Genomic DNA, 15,869 nt, shown 5'->3' on the forward strand with positions numbered 1-15,869 from the left:
TGACGGACTTGGCCGATTTACTCGGCCGCCTTACTTGGCTGATTTGGCCGGTGGATAGATCTCGCCGGCACGCAGCAGCTCCAGCACCGTGTCGCGCTTGCGCAGCACGTGCGACACGAGCACCTTGCGCATGGCCTCGGCGTCGCGCTTGGAGAGCGCGTCGATCATCTGCTCGTGCTCCTCGACCGCATGCTTCCACTTCGCCTCGTTCTGGTTGGTGCGAAAGCGCAGCGACTGCACGCGGGCGTTGATGGAGCGGTAGGTGTTCGACAGCACCGGGTTCGCCGCCGCCTCGTTGATCGCGGTGTGGATGCGCGCATTCAGCCTGTAGTAGCCCGAGAGATCGCGCCGCGCAAAGCAGGCCAGCATCTCGTAGTGCAGCGCGCGCACCTCGGCAAGCTCTTCGTCGGTGATGCGCCGTGCCGCCAGCTCGCCCGACATGCCTTCGAGCATGGCGAGCACCTCGAAGGTGTCGAGCACGTCGGCCTCGGTGAGCTTCACCGCCACAGCGCCCCGGTTGGGCAGCAGGTCGACCAGCCCTTCGGCCGCGAGCAGCTTGATGGCTTCGCGCAGCGGCGTGCGCGACACGTTCAGTTGCAGGCACAGCTCGCGTTCGTTGAGCTTGGCGCCGGGTGCGATGAGCCCTTCGACCAGCATGGTGCGCAGGCGCGCGGCCACCTGGTCGTGGAGTGCAAGCCTGGAGATTTCGATGATTTCGGCGGTCATAGTTTTGTCCCTTGAATGCATTTTGAATGCAAAAAACAGGACCCACAACCTTGGCGAATAAGGGTAAACCATCAAGCGAAAATGAATTTTGAATGCAAAACTGAACGCGAAAGGAGCGTTCATGCTGCAACTCGACATCCACCCCACCGGCCGCCACTTTCTCCAGATTCCCGGTCCGAGCCCCGTGCCCGACCGCATCCTGCGGGCCATGAGCCTGCCTACCATCGACCATCGCGGGCCCGAATTCGGCACGCTCGGGCTGAAGGTGCTGGGCGGCATCCGGCAGATCTTCAAGACGAAGCACCCGGTCGCGATCTACCCCGCCTCGGGCACCGGCGCCTGGGAGGCCGCGCTCGCCAACACGCTGAGCCCGGGCGACCACGTGCTCATGTACGAGACCGGCCACTTCGCCTCGCTGTGGCAGAAGATGGCCACGCGCCTGGGCCTGTCCACCGAGTTCCTCGCCTGGCAAGGCGCCGATTCGCAGCTGCCAAACGCGCCGAGCTGGCGCCGCGGCGTGCAGGCCGATCTCATCGAGGCCCGCCTGCGCAAGGACACCGAGAAGAAGATCAAGGCCGTGTGCGTGGTGCACAACGAGACCTCCACCGGCGTCACCTCCGACATCGCCTCGGTGCGCAAGGCCATCGACGCCGCGGGCCACCCCGCCCTGCTGATGGTCGACAGCATCTCGGGCCTTGCCAGCGCCGACTACCGCCATGACGAATGGGGCGTGGATGTGTGCGTCAGCGGCTCGCAGAAGGGTCTGATGCTGCCGCCGGGCATCAGTTTCAACGCGCTTTCGCCGCGCGCGCTCGAAGCCGCGAAGCACGCGAAGCTGCCCAAGGCCTTCTGGGCCTGGGACGAGATCGTCGAGATGAACAAGGACGGCTACTGGCCCTACACGCCCAACACCAACCTGCTCTACGGCCTCTCGGAGTCGCTGGACATGATCCTCGGCGAAGGCCTGGACAACGTGTTCGCGCGCCACCAGCGCTGGGCCGCCGGCGTGCGCGCCGCCGTCAACGCCTGGGGCCTGCCGGTCCAGTGCGCCGACCCGGCCGTGTACTCGCCCGTGCTCACCGGCGTGATCACGCCAGAGGGCGTGGACGCCGACGCGCTGCGCCGGCTGATCCACCAGCGCTTCGATCTCTCGCTGGGCACCGGCCTGGGCAAGCTCAAGGGCCGCATGTTCCGCATGGGCCACCTGGGCGACAGCAACGACCTGACGCTGGTGGCCATGGTCGCCGGTGTCGAAATGGGCATGAAGCTCGCGGGCATCAAGCTGGCAGGCAGCGGCGTGCAGGCCGCCATGGACCACTTCTCGAGCCACACGGCACCGGCCGCGCTGCAGAAGGCCGCATAGGCACGCAGCGCCATCGGCGCTGCACAGGTATACGGCGCGGCCGGCGCGCATCGGATTCCCCACCCACGACGGAGACAAGGAAGATGCAGAGACGTTCGTTGATCCAGGCTGCGGGCGCCGCGGCCGCCACGCTGGGCGTGCCCCGGCTCTTCGCGCAGGAGTGGCCCACGGGGCCGGTGCGCATCGTTGTCGGCTTTCCGCCCGGCGGCGGCACCGACGCGCTGGCCCGCGTGGTCGCGCAGAAGCTCACCACGATGTGGGGCCAGCAGGTGATCGTCGAGAACAAGGGCGGCGTGGCCGGCGTGCTCGCGGCCGACTACGTGGCGCAGCAGCCCAGCGACGGCAGCACGCTGCTGATGGCCCACATCAACAGCCACGCGCTCGCGCCCAGCCTTCAGCCCAAGCTGCGCTACAACGTGGAGCGCGACTTCGTGCCCATCGTGCTGGTGGGCGTCACGCCCAACCTGCTGATCGCCAACCCGGCGCAGAAGGCGCTCTCGGTGAAGGACATCGTCGCCGCCTGCAAGGCCGCGCCCGGCACGCTGAGCTTCGGCTCGGCCGGCGCAGGCTCGGCGCAGCACCTGGCGCTGGAGATGTTCAAGCTGCAAGGCGGCGTCGATGCGCTGCACGTGCCCTACAAGGGCAGCGGCCCGCTGCTGGCAGACCTGATGGGCGGGCAGATCCAGTACAGCTTCGAGACCATGACCGCCGCCACGCCGCACGTGAAGAACGGCCGCGTGCTCGCCGTGGCGCAGACGCGCACCAAGCGCGCCAAGGGCCACCCCAACGTGCCGACCATGCAGGAGCAAGGCTTCCAGGGCTTCGAGGCCACCACCTGGTACGGCCTCGCCGGCCCGGGCAAGCTGCCCGCGTCCATCGCGCAGAAGGTGAACCGCGACGTGAACACCGTGCTGGCGATGCCCGACGTGCAGGAGCGGCTGGACACCTACGGCGCGGAGGACGGCGGCGGCTCGCAGGACAAGTTCAGGCAGTTCATCAGCACGGAGATTGCCAAGTGGGCGAAGGTGGTGAAGGACGGCAACGTTCACGTCGAGACCTGAAGGGCCTGCTTTGCTGAGAAGATCCGGAAGATGAATTCATCCCAGACCGCCCTCACCGACGCACTCGTGGCCGCGCGCCGCGGCAACCGCACCCTCGACGCCACGCCCTGGCTCGACACACTCGAAACCGCGGCACAGGCCTATGAAGTGCAGGACGCCGTTGCGTCGGCGCTCGGCTGGTTCGAGAGCCAGCCGGTGCCCCGCGCATGGAAGTCGGGCGGCGGCTCGCGAAGCGCGACGCTCACGCATGCGCCGCTGCCGCCTGAAGGCGTGCGGCAGAGCCCGGCGGATTTCAGCGACCTCGTCTTCCACACGCCCGGCATCGAGGCCGAGATCGCCCTGCGGCTCGGCCAGGACGTGACGCCCGCGCGAGCTGCGACGCTCGACCACGAGAACTCGGCAGCGCTGATCGACGCCATGGCGGTTTCAGTGGAAATCGTCGATGCACGCTGGCAGGACCTCCCCTCCACGCCCGCCCTGCTGCGCCTGGCCGACTCGCAGGTGCACGGCGCGCTCGTGCTCGGCGAGTGGAAACCTTTCGCCGCCGTCGACTGGGCCTCGCAGCGCTGCGAGACAAAGATTGGCAATGCCGAAGTGGTAGTGCGCGAAGGCACGCACCCCCTGGCCGATCCGGCGTGGCTGCTGCCGATCTGGCTGCGCCACATCACGCGCAACGGGCGGACGGCGCCGGCCGGCACCGTCGTCACCACGGGCTCATGGGTGGGCGTGCTGCCCTGCCGGCGCGGCGATCAGGTGACGGCCGAGTTTCCCGGCGTCGGCGCCGTGCGCTTGATCGTGTAGCGCCCGCCTCCCACGCCCGAGCAGGCCACCAGGAAGTCGAGCACCGCCCGCACCCGCGCGGGCAGCGTGCCGGCCTTGCCGATGTAGACCGCGTGGATCGGCTCCACCTCGGCCGGATTGAATTCCTCCAGCAGCGGCACCAGCCGGCCAGCGTCGATGTCGTGCTGTATGTGGTACAGCGACAGCCGCGCCACACCCGCCCCGGCGATGGCCAACTGGCGCAGCGTTTCGCCGTCGCCCGCGCGCACCGGGCCGGCAACGGGCAGCCACTGCATGCGGCCGTCCACGCGCAGCGGCCAGTCGGGCGTGTTGCGCCGGTAGCTCCAGCCAAGGCGGTTGTGCGCCTGCAGCTCCTGCGGCGTGCGCGGCGTGCCGTACTTGGCGAGGTAGTCAGGTGCGGCGACGATGGCCTGGCTGGTTTCACCCAGCCTGCGCGCGACAAGGTCCGACGCCGGCAACTGGCCCCAGCGGATCGCGATGTCTGCGCGCTCGTCCATCAGGTCGACGATGCGGTCGGTCAGCGCGATGTCGAGCGTGATCTGCGGGTGCATCTCGAGCAGCCGCGGCACCAGAGGCACCAGCTTGTGGTGGCCTAATGAGACGCTGGCGTTGATGCTCACCCGCCCGCGAGGCGCGGCGCCGGCCGCGGCGCAGCGCTCGGCCTCGTCCATGTCGGCCAGCACGCGCAGGCTGCGCTCGTAGAACTCCGTGCCCTCGGGCGTGAGCTGCAGCTTGCGCGTCGAGCGGTGCACCAGCTGTATGCCCAGGCGCAGCTCGAGCCGCGCCACCAGCTTGCTCACGGCCGAAGGCGTCATGCCCAGCAGGCGCGCGGCGGACGAGAAGCCGCCCGACTCCACCACCTGCACGAAGGCTTCCATTTCGCCGGAGCGGTTGACCTCGATGCGCGGCATGGCTCCTCCTCAGTTATGTGACTTCAAGTCACAAGTCTATGTAGCCGTGGCATTCTAGTCATCGATGGCATTCGTCCTCACAGTACAGGGCATCATGCCAATCGCTCTACTTGCCCTCACCGCTGGTGCCTTCGGAATAGGCACTACCGAGTTCGTCATCATGGGCCTGCTGATGCAGGTCTCGACGGATCTTCACGTCTCCATCACGGCCGCCGGCCTGCTGATCTCGGGCTACGCCCTAGGGGTCGCGGTCGGCGCTCCCGTGCTCACCATCGCCACCCGCAAGCTGCCGCGCAAGACGGTGCTGCTCGCGCTGATGGCGATCTTCACGCTCGGCAACCTCGCCTGTGCCCTCGCGCCCAACTACGAAATGCTGATGGCCGCGCGCGTCATCACCTCGCTGGCGCACGGCACCTTCTTCGGCGTCGGCTCGGTGGTCGCCACCGGGCTGGTGGCGCCGGAACGCCGCGCCTCGGCCATCGCGATCATGTTCACCGGCCTGACTGCCGCCACGCTGCTCGGCGTGCCCGCCGGTGCATGGCTGGGGCTGCATTTCGGCTGGCGCTCTACCTTCTGGGCCGTGACGGCGATCGGCGTGCTGGCGTTCGCGGTGCTCGCGGTGTTCGTTCCCCGCGTGAAGGAAGAGGCCAAGGCCGCGCCGCTGCGCGAGGAGCTGGGCGTGCTTGCGCGTCCGCAGGTGCTGCTCGGCCTGGCGATGACGGTGCTCGGCTTCGCAGGCGTGTTCGTGGTCTACACCTACATCCAGCCGCTGCTCACGCAGGTCACGGGCCTGTCGGAATCGGCCGTGTCGCCGATCCTGCTGGTGTTCGGGGGCGGCCTCGCGGTCGGCAACCTGCTCGGCGGCAAGCTGGCCGACCGGGCGCCGATGGCCGCCGTGTTCGGCACGCTGGTGGCGCTGGCGGTGGTGCTCGGCGCAATGCAGTTCACCATCGGCACGCCTTTCACCGCAGTGGTGTTCGTCGGACTGCTGGGCGTGGCCTCCTTCGCCACCGTGGCGCCGATGCAGCTGCGGGTGCTGGAGAAGGCTTCGGGCGCCGGTCAGAACCTGGCTTCGAGCCTGAACATCGCGGCCTTCAATCTCGGCAACGCACTTGGTGCCTGGGTCGGCGGCGTGGTGATCGACCATGGCCCCGGCCTGCGCGCGCTGGGCTGGGTGGCCGCGCTGCTCACGCTGGTGGGCCTGGCCATCGCGCTGTGGAGCCGCGCGCTCGACAGGCGCGAGCCGCGCGACGCGCTGGCCGACTGCGCTTCGGCCCGGGCCTGAGTCTTCCAGCACTCGAGCCGAGCAACAGAAGCGCCGGCTCAGTGCTCCAGCCGCGTCGGCGAGCCGCTGTGCGAGCCGCCGGACTGCATGAAGAACGCGAACCTGTCGCGCCCCGCCGCCTTGGCGTTGTAGAGCGCGACGTCCGCGCGCGCCAGCAGCTCCTCGGCCGTGGCCGACGAGCCGCTCGCGCGGTGGAAGGCGATGCCGATGCTCGTCGTCACGTCGACGCGCTGGCCGTCCACCACGAAGGGCGGCGTGTGGACGCGGTCCACGATCTTCTCCGCGACGATGGCGGCCGCCTCCGGCGTGCCCAGCCCCTCCAGCACCAGCACGAATTCGTCGCCGGCCAGCCGCGCGACCATGTCGGTGCCGCGCACGCAGCCTTGCAGCCGCCGCGCGTATTCGGAAAGCACGGCGTCACCCACCGCGTGGCCCATGGTGTCGTTGATGGCCTTGAAGTGGTCGATGTCGAGGAACATCAGGGCCATCGCATGGCCGGTGAGCTGGCTGCGCAGCACCGCGTCGGGCAGGTACTCGTTGAAGGCCAGCCGGTTGGGCAGGCCGGTGAGCGTATCCAGCCGCGCCAGCTCGATGAGCTTGTGCTCCACCACCTTCAGCGCCGTGATGTCCAGCGCCAGCGAGAAGATGCCGTGCGTCACGCCGTCGGTACGCACGTCGGGCACGTAGATGACCTGCGTGATGCGCTCGCTGCCCGCGAGCTGCATGCGCGCCTCGAACTCCACCCGCTCGCCCGCCAGCGCGCGCGCCAGCATCGGCTGGCGCGACACGTACACCTCGCGGCCCGACACCTCCTGCACGTGGCGCCCCAGCACCTGCGCCGGATCGAGCCCGAGCCACTCGCGGCTGGTGGCGTTGGCGAAGGTGATCTTCTCCTCGCGGTCGATGTAGGTGATGAGCGCCGGCATGTTGTCGGTGATGGCGCGCAGCCGCAGCTCGCTCTCGGCCTGGCGCAGCTCTGCTTCCTTCAGCGCCGTGATGTTGAAGGACATCAGGTAGAAGCCCACCACTTCGCCGCGCAGGTTCTTGTCGGGAATCAGGTTGACCTGGAAATAGCCCTGGCGGCCGTGCAGCGGCGCGCGCACCGGAAAGCGCACCTTCTTGCCCGAGAACATGACCGGAAGGTACGGTTTGAGCTGGGAATAGATCGTCCTGCCCAGGGCCGAGCGCAGCGTGGTGCCCTGCAGCGCCGACTTCTCGCCCAGGCCGGCCATCTGCCGCGCGCGGATGTTCGCGAAATGGCAGTTCTGCTGGCGGTCGAAGTAGCCGACCAGCGCCGGGATGCTGTCGGTCACGTCGCGCAGGCGGGTTTCCTGTTCGCTCAGCGCGCGGCGAATGTTGACCTCCTCGGTGATGTCGAAGGTCATCGAGAACACGCCGCACACCCTGCCCTGGGCGTCGAGGTCGGGAATGTAGTGCGCCTTGAAGGTGCGGTCGCCGATGCCCAGCGCCGGGTCGCCCGATTTCTCGAGGATCACGGTCTCGCCGGCCAGCGCGCGCATGAAGTGCGGCTCCACGACCGCGAAGTCGGCCGGGCCGCGCACGTCGGGCATCAGGCGGCCGACGAGCGGCCCGTTGCCGCGGTGCAGCGCCCGCACGTGTGCATTGACGAAGGTGTAGCGCAGCGACGCGTCGACGTGCGACACCATCGCCGGAATGCTGTCGGCAATGATGCGGACCTGCGCCTCGCTGTGGGCCAGGCTGCGCTCGATGGCGCGCCGCTGCTCCATCAGCTCGTCGAAGGTGCGCGAGAGGTCGCCGATCTCGTCGGCGGGGTAGCGCCGCTGCGCCACGGGCGTCCCTTCGTCCCCGCCGGAGGGCGCCTGCTGGGTGGACTGCATGTGACGGTGCAGTTCCGCCAGCGGGGTGAGCTGGCGGCGCACCACGGCCAGCGTCAGCGCGCCGGCGCACAGCGCGAGCGCGAGCGCGCCGATCCAGGCGCCGCGCTCGATGGCGTTGATGCTCGCGAAGGCCTCGCTGCGCGGATACATCGCCCCGACGATCCAGTTCGCCTGCACCATGCGGTCGAAGGCGTAGAGGCTGGGCACCCCGGCCTCGTTGACGCCTTCGCTGGAGCCCTGGAAGCCGGCCATCGCGCGGAGGATCTGGGCGTCGCCGCCGCTGCCGTTGGGCTGGACGTGATTCAGGATGCGCGAGGCGTTCGGGTGGTCGACCACGATGCCGTCCACCGTGGTCACGAACAGGTAGCCGGTCTTGCCGAACTTCACGTCGGCGAGCGTGCCCAGCACGCTGCGGTCCTTCAGGTTGATGGCGCCGGAGATCACGAAGCGCACCTGCCCGGTGCTGTCGAACACGGGCTCGGTGATGGCCACCTGCGCCAGTCCGTTGAGCCGGTTGCGGTAGGGCTCGGACACCAGGCCCGTCCTGGAGGCGACCGTCTGCTGGAAATAGGGCCTGTCCTTGACGTTCACCTTGCCGATCGCCTGCGCGCCGTTGAGGTTGGCCACGAGGTTGCCGTCCATGTCGAGGAAGGCGACGTTGTCGAAGGCCTGGCGCAGCGAGGGATGCTTCTCCACGAAGGTCTGAAGCGCCGCCGTGCCCTGGAAGTCCTGGGCCTCGACGCTGCCGCTGAAGGTCTGCAGCAGGATGCGGCGGCTGCCGAATTTCTGGTCGATCGCGTCGGCGATGGCGTCCACCCGGGCGAACTCCTCGGACGCGATCGAGGCGCGCATGCTGCTCTTGACAAGGTGCAGTGCGAAGGTGGCGATCGCGAAGGTGGCCAGCAGGACCACCGCCGCCACGCCCAGGCTCAGGCGTGTGTGCAATCCGAACCGGAATTTCGAGGGACCTGTTTGATTCATTGAACTTGCTCGGGGCCGGTACGTTGCCGGCGGCGCGAATGTTTCCCGTCTCTGAGTATCGGTGGGTTCGGGTTGCGGCGGAAGATACCGGGTTTACGCGGCGCGGGCGCCGCCGGATTCATTCCATTTGCAACAGCACGTCTCGTACCCGGTCCAGCGACGGGTCGATGTCGGCCTCGCCGATGGCGCCGAACCCCAGCATCAGCCCCGCCCGAGGGGGCGAGAAATGGAAGAACGGCGCCAGCGGATACAGCCCCACGTCGACCCGGCGCGCCAACCGCACCAGCTGGTCCATGTCGATCCGGTCCCCTTTTCCGGGCCTGCACAGCGCCGCCATGTGGATTCCGGCCGAGATCGGCACCAGCTCGAACCACGGCGAAAGATCTTCCGCGAAGCGCCGCACGATGCGCTCGCGTCGCGGCGCATAGGCTGCGTGGCAGCGCCGGATGTGCCTGTTGAGGTCACCGTCGGCGATGAACTTCGCCAGTGCCGACTGCGCCGGCGTCGCGGTGTGGCAGTCGCTCAGGTACTTGGCCGTGGCGGCTGCCTCCAGCACGTCGGGCGGCGCGAGCAGGTAGCCCAGCCGCAGATCGGGCGCCAGCGTCTTCGAGAAGGTGCCGACGAAGACCACGCGGCCGTTGGCATCCATGCCGTGCAGCGAGTCGGCCGGGCGGCCCTCGTAGCGGAATTCGCTGTCGTAGTCGTCCTCGATGACGATGGCGCCCAGTTCGTCGGCCCGCTTCAGCAGTGCCTTGCGGCGCGCCTCGCTCATCGGCATGCCCAGCGGGAACTGGTGCGCGGGCGTCACGTAGATCAGCCGCGTTCCGTCGGGAATGCGCTCAACCACCAGCCCTTCGCCATCGACCGGTATGCCCACCACCTTCGCGCCCTGCCCGGCCAGCAGCAGCCGTGCCGGCGGATAGCCCGGCTCCTCCATCGCGACCGTGCTCCCCGGCTCGACCAGCACCCGCGCGACCAGGTCCAGCGCCTGCTGCGCGCCGTTGGTCACGAGGATGTCGGCCGCGACGCAGCGCACGCCCCTGGAAAAGCTCGCGTGCCGCGCGATGGCGTCGCGCAGCTCCGGCAGGCCCTCGGCCTCGCCGTACAGCCCGCGCGAGCGGGCGCCCTGCCGCAGCGCATGCAGCATGCAGCGGCGCCAGTCCGCGTGCGGAAAAAGATCGCGCGCGGGAGCACCGCCGATGTATTCGTAGCGCGCGCTGCCAGCCGGCGCGGGGTGCCGCAGCGGTGTGCTCATGCCGCGCCAGTGCTCGACCATGGCGCCCCCGGCCAGCGCCCGCGTGGCTGCCGCGCCCGGCTTGCGGGCGGCGTCCTGGGCCACGAAGGTGCCGCTGCCGACGCGGCCCGTGAGCAGCTTTTCGAAGCTCAGGCGGGCGTAGGCCTCCGACACCGTCTTGCGCGACAGCCCCAACTGCTGGGCGAAGAGGCGCGACGGCGGCAGCTTCTCGCCCGCCGCAAGCCGGCCGCTGCGAATGGCCTCCTTCAACTGCCGGTACAGCTGGCCGGCCAGGTCCTTGTCGCCTTCGATGACGACGTGCAACTCCATGGGATTGGTCTCCTGCGAATGCCCCGGATTGGCCGCCTGCGGCGACGCCCCTCGCTCCTAGCATCGAGGCTGCATTGAACCACTCAACCCATTGAAGGAACCCGCGCCATGCAATCCCGCCTCGACTTCTACAAGGCTTCTCCCGACGCGCTCAAGGCCATGATCGGCTTCGAAGCGGCCATCGGCAAACTCGGCCTGGAGCCGAAGCTGCTCGACCTGGTCAAGCTGCGCGCTTCGCAGATCAACGGCTGCGCCTACTGCATCGACCTGCACTCGGCCGACTTGCGCAAGGCCGGCGAAACCGAACGCCGCCTGGCCACCCTGTGCGTGTGGCACGAAACGCCGCTCTTCACCGGACGCGAGCGCGCAGCGCTGGCCTGGACCGAAGCGCTGACGCAGGTGTCGCTCACCCACGCGCCCGACGAGGCCTACGAAGCGCTGGCCGCCCATTTCAGCGAGGCGGAACGTGTCAACCTGACGATGGCGATCAACGCCATCAACAGCTGGAACCGGCTGTCGATCGGCTTCCGCAAGCAGCTGGCGGACTGACCGGGATCAACCCTTCACGATGCGCGCGCTGGCCGTGGAACGCGCCACGATGCGGCCGCCGGCATCGCTCAACCGGGCTTCGAGAAAGGCGATCGTCCTGCCCCGCTGCACCACGCGGCCCTCGCCGTACAGCAGGCCGGGCTTCGCGGCAGCCAGGAAGGACACGCTGAGGTCGATGGTGACCGAGCAGGTCTCCTCGCCGTTCAGCACCCACAGCGCCGGCCCCATCGTGTCGTCGAGCATCGCGGCCAGGATGCCGCCCTGCACCGCGCCCGCGGGGTTGAGGAAGGCGTCGGTGGCGACGAAGCTCAGGCGGATCGAGCCCTTGGCTCTGTCGAAATCCAGCACGCGCTGGCTGAAGAGTTCGGCGGTGGGTGGACGCGGAAAGCGCTCCAACCGGGGGACGTCGGGCACCATTTTTTTCGCTCCGGAAGTGGAGCGAGAAATCCTAGGCCGCGGCTGCTGACAGCGTGGTGTCAGCAGGCTCCAGCAGCGCATCCACCAGAGCGTCCACCCGTTGCTCCACGCGCCGGATCGACTGGGCGAGCTGATCGCCGCCGAACTCGTCGGACTCCACCGCTGCCTCGTATACCTCCGTGATGCCGATGTAGCCCAGGGCCGAGCGCACGCTGTTCTCGGTGTGGTTGAGATGCGCGATGCGCCCGCCCGCGTCGTAGCCGTGGTCGCCGCGCGCGCCCAGCAGCACCACGCGCTTGCCCGCGTCCGCCAGCATCGGCCAGTACGGCACCGCGCCGCGCGAGCGGTCGAATCCGAAGGTGCGGCCCACGCGCACGATGTTGTCGATCCACGCCTTGAACTGCGCGGGCGCGCTGAAGTTGTACATGGGAAGGCCCACCACGATCAGGTCGGCCGCGACGAGCTGGTCGACCAGCCGGTCGCTCTCGGCGAGCACCTGCGCCATCCAGGGCTCGCGTGCGGCGGGCGGCGTGAAGGCCGCGTGGATCCAGCGGCCGCTGACGTGCGCGGGCGGCTGCTGGCCCACGTCGAGGTAATCGACGCGGTCGCCGGGCCGCGCCTCGAGCCAGCGTTCGACGAAGCGCGCGGAAAGGCGGCGGGTGTGCGAGCCGTGCAGGTCGGTGTCGGAACGGCCCGGCCGGGCGCTGGCGTCGATGTGGAGGATGTTCATGGTCGCGTTCGTCATGGATGAGTTTCCTTCTTTCGTTTCGCGCTGCCAGAATGGAGCGCAGGCCTTGAATCTAGGTTTCAGGAGCCAGCTTCACAAACGAACATTTCTCCACCGATGAACGAGATTGGCTCACCTGTCCGCACGCCGCGCCGTCTGCCTCCGCTGCTCTCGCTGCGCGCCTTCGAGGCCGCGGCCGCACACCTGAGCTTCCAGCGGGCTGCGCAGGAGCTCTCGGTGACTCCATCGGCCATCAGCCACCAGGTGCGCGCGCTCGAAGACGCGCTGGGCCAGCCGCTTTTTCGCCGCCTCACGCGCCAGCTTGCGCTGACGCCTGCTGGCCAGCGCCTCTTCGACGACCTGCGCACAGGCTTCGACCTGCTGGAGGCCGGTGTCGACAGGCTGCGCCGCCCTTCCGCCTCGCAGGCCGTGACCCTGAGCACCAACACCGCCTTCGCCGCGCGCTGGGTGCTGCCGCGCATGGATGCCTTCCGCAAGGCCTGCCCCGGTGTGGAACTGCGGCTGCATGCGAGCGACACGCTGGTCGACCTGGCGCGCGGCGAGGCGGACATCGCGGTGCGCTCCGGCAACGGAAACTGGCCGGGGCTGGTGTCGCGCGAACTGATGCCCGAGCGCTACGCGCCGCTGTGCAGCCCGATGCTCGGCCTGAAGGACGCGGCCGATCTGCCGAAGCACCGGCTGATCCACTGCGACTGGCAGCCGCAGGCGCTCGCCCCAGCCGTGTGGCCGCGCTGGTTCCGCGAAGCCGGTATCGCGCCGCCGAGGGGGCGCGCGATGACGGCATCGGGCCTGTCGTTCTCCGACGAGACGCACGCCATGCTGGCCGCGCTCGCCGGGCACGGCGTGGCGCTGCTGAGCCTCACGCTCTCGGCCGAGGAACTCCGCAGCGGCGCGCTGGTGCAGCCCTTCGGGCCTGCGCTGGACACGGGCAGCTACTTTCTTGCCGTTGCGAACGGCAGGGAAGACGAGCCGGCGTTACGCGCCGTGTGGGAGTGGATCGCATCGCAGGCCTCCGCAGCCTGAGCGGAATCTGAAGACCGGGCTTGCAGTCTGTTACCGGTTTCGCGCAGACTCCGGCAACAACTAAGCGAGGAGCCCCCTATGAAGAGGTTTGCCGGCGTGCCCGTTGCCATTGCGACAGGCGCGCTTCTTGTAATGGTTTTGGCCTCATGCGGAGGCGGCGGTGGGGGCGGCGGCGGAGGTGGAGGAATAGGCATAGGACTGGGCACCGGCGGAACCACGCCGCCCGCCACGAACACACCCGAACTGCCGGCGCGCGAAGCCCTCATCGCGCGCGCCAGGAGCTACGAACTCAACACGCCGTACGTGCCGCCGCCGGGCGATCCGCTGGAGCACAACACCTCGGGCTACGCCAAGGCGATGTGCTCGGCAGCCTTCATCACCGGGCTCGACCCCGCCGTCGCGGCCGAGAGCGTGGGCTACTTCACCGGCCCTTACGCGCAGCGCAAGAAGGTCGGCACGCCGGTGGTCGACCGCGCGAAGAAGGAAGTCCGCATCACCATTCCCAACGGCCCGACGCTGACGGCCCGCTACTACGGCTCGCAGGGCTGCATCACGCTGCCGCCGGGCAGGGACGACGTGTTCTTCACGCCGGTGGCGGTCAAGAGCGCCCTGCCCGACGCGTCGACCCAGGCATGGCCCATGGGCGACGTCATGCCTGGCGGCACTCCGCCCGGCATCGACACCGCGAAGGTGAGCCAGGCGGTCGACGCGGCCTTCGAGCTGCCCGAGGCCTACACGGCGGCTTTCGTGGTCACGCACAAGGGGCGCATCGTCGGCGAGCGCTACATGAACGGCATCGGCCCGGGCACGCCGCTGGAGTCGTGGTCGATGGGCAAGAGCGTGACCGCGACCATGATGGGCGTGCTGATGAAACAGGGCGAATACCAGCTCGACCAGCGCGCGCCCATTCCGGAATGGCAAGGTGCGGACGACAAGCGCAAGGAAATCAGGATCTCCGACATCCTCCACATGTCGAGCGGCCTGCGCATCAAGGCGCCCGACGACCCGGACTTCGATCCCAACGGCACCTACCCCGACCACGTCTACTTCTACACGGGCCGCATCAACATCTTCAACTACGCGGCCACGCGGCCACAGCAATGGCCGCCCAACACCATCGGCCGCTATCGCAACACCGACCCAGTGCTGGCGAACTACCTGATCCGGCTGGCCGTGGAAAAACGCGGCGAGGAATACCTGTCGTTCCCACAGAGAAACCTGTTCGACAAGATCGGCATCCGCACGATGACGCTGGAGACCGACCCCTACGGCAACTTCATGGGACAGGGCTACGACTTCATGTCGGCACGCGACTGGTCGCGCCTGGCCAACCTGTACCTGCAGGACGGCGTGTGGAACGGCGAGCGCATCCTGCCCGAGGGCTTCGTCAGGTTCGTGAGCACGCTCGCGCCGACCTGGGCGGCCGACAAGCGCCCGATCTACGGCGGCTTCTTCTGGCTCAACGGAACGAGCACATGGCCGGTGCCGACCTCGGCCTACTACATGCTCGGCGCCGGCGGGCAGGTGGTGCTGATCGTTCCCTCGCACGACCTCGTGGTGGTGCGCCTGGGTTTCGACAAGGGCGAAAGCTCGTCGGTCCCGAGCCTGCGCAAGGCACTGACGCTGCTGATGCAGGCGGTGCCCGCGTCGTCGTGAAATGAAGAAAGGCCTCCCGAAGGAGGCCTGCAACTCGAGCTGGTGTCCGGCTTCGTCTCAGCGCGTCTTGCTCAGCAGCGTCGGCACCACATAGCCATCACGGTAGACGGCCTCGATGGTTCCGTTGACCGTGTCGGACGGATGCGCGGTCACGAACTTTTCCTCCGTCACGCGGTAGACCACCATGGTGCAGGACGAGTGCTTGCTCAGGGTGCGGGCCACGCCTGTGGCCTGCCTCAGGGTCGGATATGTCTCCATGGGGTGCTGCCTCCTCGTCTGCTTGATGTTGCTCCAAATGTTAACTCTTTGGTACTCAAATATTCCTAAGGGTATTTTCTGAGCCCAGACAACACGTACTTTCCTCATGCCGTGCTTTCGAGAATCGAGGGGTCGCGTCAGCGATCGAGGCTTCCGGCAAGCTCGCCCAATGCAGGCCCGGAAAGCCTGTAGCTGAGCCTTTCGATGACTCGCTTCGCCCCCAGGCTCTCGTAGAAAGCGATACCCATGAGGTTTGAGGCCTTGACCGGCCAGTCGATGCGGGCGCATCCGTGCGCTGCCGCGTACCTGGCCACCCATGCCATCAGCGCCCTGCCCGCCCCGTGGCTTCGGTGCGACGAGCGAACGTAGAGCTCCTTCAACTGGCAATGCCTGCGCAGATCGGGAGAAAAATCGACGAGCGAATACACCAGCGAGATGGCGGCAAGGCCGATCACCGTCCCGCGCTCGTCCTCCGCCACGACAAGGCGCTGGGACGACCCGGCAGCCAGCAGGTTCGCGGTCAGATGCTCTCTCACGATCTCCTGCGCGACCTCGGCACCGTCGTTGTAGTAGGCATGCAGCTCGCACAGCAGGTCGATCAGCGACTCGTACTGAGCTTCGGAGACAAGGTCAACGCGCATTGGAAGTCCCAGGCAGGCCCACGGCC

At 68.3% G+C, this 15,869-nt stretch carries 15 protein-coding genes; 7 read left to right on the forward strand and 8 right to left on the reverse strand.

Annotated elements, in window-relative coordinates:
• Positions 1–30: 30 nt before the first annotated feature.
• Positions 31–726 carry a GntR family transcriptional regulator gene (locus tag ABL843_RS16100; protein ID WP_126020090.1) on the reverse strand — a complete coding sequence of 232 codons (696 nt, stop codon included), beginning with the start codon at positions 724–726 and terminating at the stop codon, positions 31–33.
• A 121-nt stretch (positions 727–847) separates the two neighbouring features.
• Between ABL843_RS16100 and ABL843_RS16105 the strand changes: the two genes are divergently transcribed.
• The 3 genes from ABL843_RS16105 to ABL843_RS16115 all read left to right on the forward strand — a co-directional run bounded on the left by ABL843_RS16105 (position 848) and on the right by ABL843_RS16115 (position 3,951).
• Positions 848–2,089: a pyridoxal-phosphate-dependent aminotransferase family protein gene (locus ABL843_RS16105; protein ID WP_369662254.1), complete on the forward strand. Its 1,242-nt coding sequence runs from the start codon at positions 848–850 to the stop codon at positions 2,087–2,089.
• Between the two features lie 83 nt (positions 2,090–2,172).
• Entirely contained in the window at positions 2,173–3,150 is a 978-nt protein-coding gene (locus ABL843_RS16110; protein WP_126020094.1) for a Bug family tripartite tricarboxylate transporter substrate binding protein, read from the forward strand.
• 30 nt (positions 3,151–3,180) lie between these two features.
• The gene (locus tag ABL843_RS16115) at positions 3,181–3,951 is read left to right on the forward strand and encodes a fumarylacetoacetate hydrolase family protein (RefSeq protein WP_418116470.1); all 771 of its coding nucleotides are present in this window, start codon (positions 3,181–3,183) and stop codon (positions 3,949–3,951) included.
• Here ABL843_RS16115 and ABL843_RS16120 read toward each other — a convergent pair.
• On the reverse strand, positions 3,900–4,862 hold the full coding sequence (locus ABL843_RS16120) for a LysR substrate-binding domain-containing protein (protein ID WP_418116471.1): 963 nt from the start codon (positions 4,860–4,862) through the stop codon (positions 3,900–3,902). The two genes, ABL843_RS16115 and ABL843_RS16120, sit on opposite strands and share 52 nt — an antisense overlap.
• 94 nt (positions 4,863–4,956) lie before the next feature.
• On the opposite strand from ABL843_RS16120, the gene ABL843_RS16125 reads away from it, so the two are divergent.
• Positions 4,957–6,147 (forward strand): MFS transporter, encoded by a 1,191-nt coding sequence (locus tag ABL843_RS16125; RefSeq protein WP_418116473.1) that lies wholly within the window; start codon positions 4,957–4,959, stop codon positions 6,145–6,147.
• 38 nt (positions 6,148–6,185) lie between these two features.
• Here the strand turns inward: ABL843_RS16125 and ABL843_RS16130 are convergent, their stop codons facing one another.
• Together ABL843_RS16130 and ABL843_RS16135 are read right to left on the reverse strand one after the other, a co-directional pair.
• Positions 6,186–8,951 (reverse strand): diguanylate cyclase domain-containing protein, encoded by a 2,766-nt coding sequence (locus ABL843_RS16130; protein WP_418116474.1) that lies wholly within the window; start codon positions 8,949–8,951, stop codon positions 6,186–6,188.
• 154 nt (positions 8,952–9,105) lie between these two features.
• Entirely contained in the window at positions 9,106–10,551 is a 1,446-nt protein-coding gene (locus ABL843_RS16135; protein ID WP_418116475.1) for a PLP-dependent aminotransferase family protein, read from the reverse strand.
• Positions 10,552–10,659: 108 nt separating this feature from the next.
• Between ABL843_RS16135 and ABL843_RS16140 the strand changes: the two genes are divergently transcribed.
• Positions 10,660–11,100, forward strand: coding sequence for a carboxymuconolactone decarboxylase family protein (locus ABL843_RS16140; RefSeq protein ID WP_184637741.1), 441 nt, complete (start codon positions 10,660–10,662; stop codon positions 11,098–11,100).
• Between the two features lie 6 nt (positions 11,101–11,106).
• Here the strand turns inward: ABL843_RS16140 and ABL843_RS16145 are convergent, their stop codons facing one another.
• On the reverse strand, positions 11,107–11,517 hold the full coding sequence (locus tag ABL843_RS16145) for a PaaI family thioesterase (RefSeq protein WP_418116476.1): 411 nt from the start codon (positions 11,515–11,517) through the stop codon (positions 11,107–11,109).
• A 31-nt stretch (positions 11,518–11,548) separates the two neighbouring features.
• Entirely contained in the window at positions 11,549–12,262 is a 714-nt protein-coding gene (locus ABL843_RS16150) for an FMN-dependent NADH-azoreductase (RefSeq protein WP_418116477.1), read from the reverse strand.
• Positions 12,263–12,361: 99 nt separating this feature from the next.
• Between ABL843_RS16150 and ABL843_RS16155 the strand changes: the two genes are divergently transcribed.
• Together ABL843_RS16155 and ABL843_RS16160 are read left to right on the forward strand one after the other, a co-directional pair.
• Positions 12,362–13,288: a LysR substrate-binding domain-containing protein gene (locus tag ABL843_RS16155; protein WP_418116478.1), complete on the forward strand. Its 927-nt coding sequence runs from the start codon at positions 12,362–12,364 to the stop codon at positions 13,286–13,288.
• Between the two features lie 132 nt (positions 13,289–13,420).
• Complete coding sequence (locus tag ABL843_RS16160; protein WP_418116479.1) at positions 13,421–14,944, forward strand: serine hydrolase domain-containing protein; 1,524 nt, start codon at positions 13,421–13,423, stop codon at positions 14,942–14,944.
• Positions 14,945–15,001: 57 nt separating this feature from the next.
• On the opposite strand, the gene ABL843_RS16165 is transcribed toward ABL843_RS16160, so the two are convergent.
• Positions 15,002–15,202 (reverse strand): hypothetical protein, encoded by a 201-nt coding sequence (locus tag ABL843_RS16165; protein WP_126020114.1) that lies wholly within the window; start codon positions 15,200–15,202, stop codon positions 15,002–15,004.
• Between the two features lie 137 nt (positions 15,203–15,339).
• Positions 15,340–15,843, reverse strand: a complete 504-nt coding sequence (locus ABL843_RS16170; RefSeq protein ID WP_418116480.1) for an N-acetyltransferase family protein — start codon at positions 15,841–15,843, stop codon at positions 15,340–15,342.
• Positions 15,844–15,869 lie beyond the last annotated feature (26 nt).

It is taken from the genome of Variovorax sp. 350MFTsu5.1 (assembly GCF_048302515.1).
Taxonomy (GTDB): domain Bacteria; phylum Pseudomonadota; class Gammaproteobacteria; order Burkholderiales; family Burkholderiaceae_C; genus Variovorax; species Variovorax guangxiensis.

What these genes read in the sequence shown, in the direction of transcription:
- ABL843_RS16100 (WP_126020090.1), bottom strand. Translation starts at nt 726, where the DNA reads ATGACCGCCGAAATCATCGAAATCTCCAGGCTTGCACTCCACGACCAG.
- ABL843_RS16105 (WP_369662254.1), top strand. Translation starts at nt 848, where the DNA reads ATGCTGCAACTCGACATCCACCCCACCGGCCGCCACTTTCTCCAGATT.
- ABL843_RS16110 (WP_126020094.1), top strand. Translation starts at nt 2,173, where the DNA reads ATGCAGAGACGTTCGTTGATCCAGGCTGCGGGCGCCGCGGCCGCCACG.
- ABL843_RS16115 (WP_418116470.1), top strand. Translation starts at nt 3,181, where the DNA reads ATGAATTCATCCCAGACCGCCCTCACCGACGCACTCGTGGCCGCGCGC.
- ABL843_RS16120 (WP_418116471.1), bottom strand. Translation starts at nt 4,862, where the DNA reads ATGCCGCGCATCGAGGTCAACCGCTCCGGCGAAATGGAAGCCTTCGTG.
- ABL843_RS16125 (WP_418116473.1), top strand. Translation starts at nt 4,957, where the DNA reads ATGCCAATCGCTCTACTTGCCCTCACCGCTGGTGCCTTCGGAATAGGC.
- ABL843_RS16135 (WP_418116475.1), bottom strand. Translation starts at nt 10,551, where the DNA reads ATGGAGTTGCACGTCGTCATCGAAGGCGACAAGGACCTGGCCGGCCAG.
- ABL843_RS16140 (WP_184637741.1), top strand. Translation starts at nt 10,660, where the DNA reads ATGCAATCCCGCCTCGACTTCTACAAGGCTTCTCCCGACGCGCTCAAG.
- ABL843_RS16145 (WP_418116476.1), bottom strand. Translation starts at nt 11,517, where the DNA reads ATGGTGCCCGACGTCCCCCGGTTGGAGCGCTTTCCGCGTCCACCCACC.
- ABL843_RS16150 (WP_418116477.1), bottom strand. Translation starts at nt 12,262, where the DNA reads ATGACGAACGCGACCATGAACATCCTCCACATCGACGCCAGCGCCCGG.
- ABL843_RS16155 (WP_418116478.1), top strand. Translation starts at nt 12,362, where the DNA reads ATGAACGAGATTGGCTCACCTGTCCGCACGCCGCGCCGTCTGCCTCCG.
- ABL843_RS16160 (WP_418116479.1), top strand. Translation starts at nt 13,421, where the DNA reads ATGGTTTTGGCCTCATGCGGAGGCGGCGGTGGGGGCGGCGGCGGAGGT.
- ABL843_RS16165 (WP_126020114.1), bottom strand. Translation starts at nt 15,202, where the DNA reads ATGGAGACATATCCGACCCTGAGGCAGGCCACAGGCGTGGCCCGCACC.
- ABL843_RS16170 (WP_418116480.1), bottom strand. Translation starts at nt 15,843, where the DNA reads ATGCGCGTTGACCTTGTCTCCGAAGCTCAGTACGAGTCGCTGATCGAC.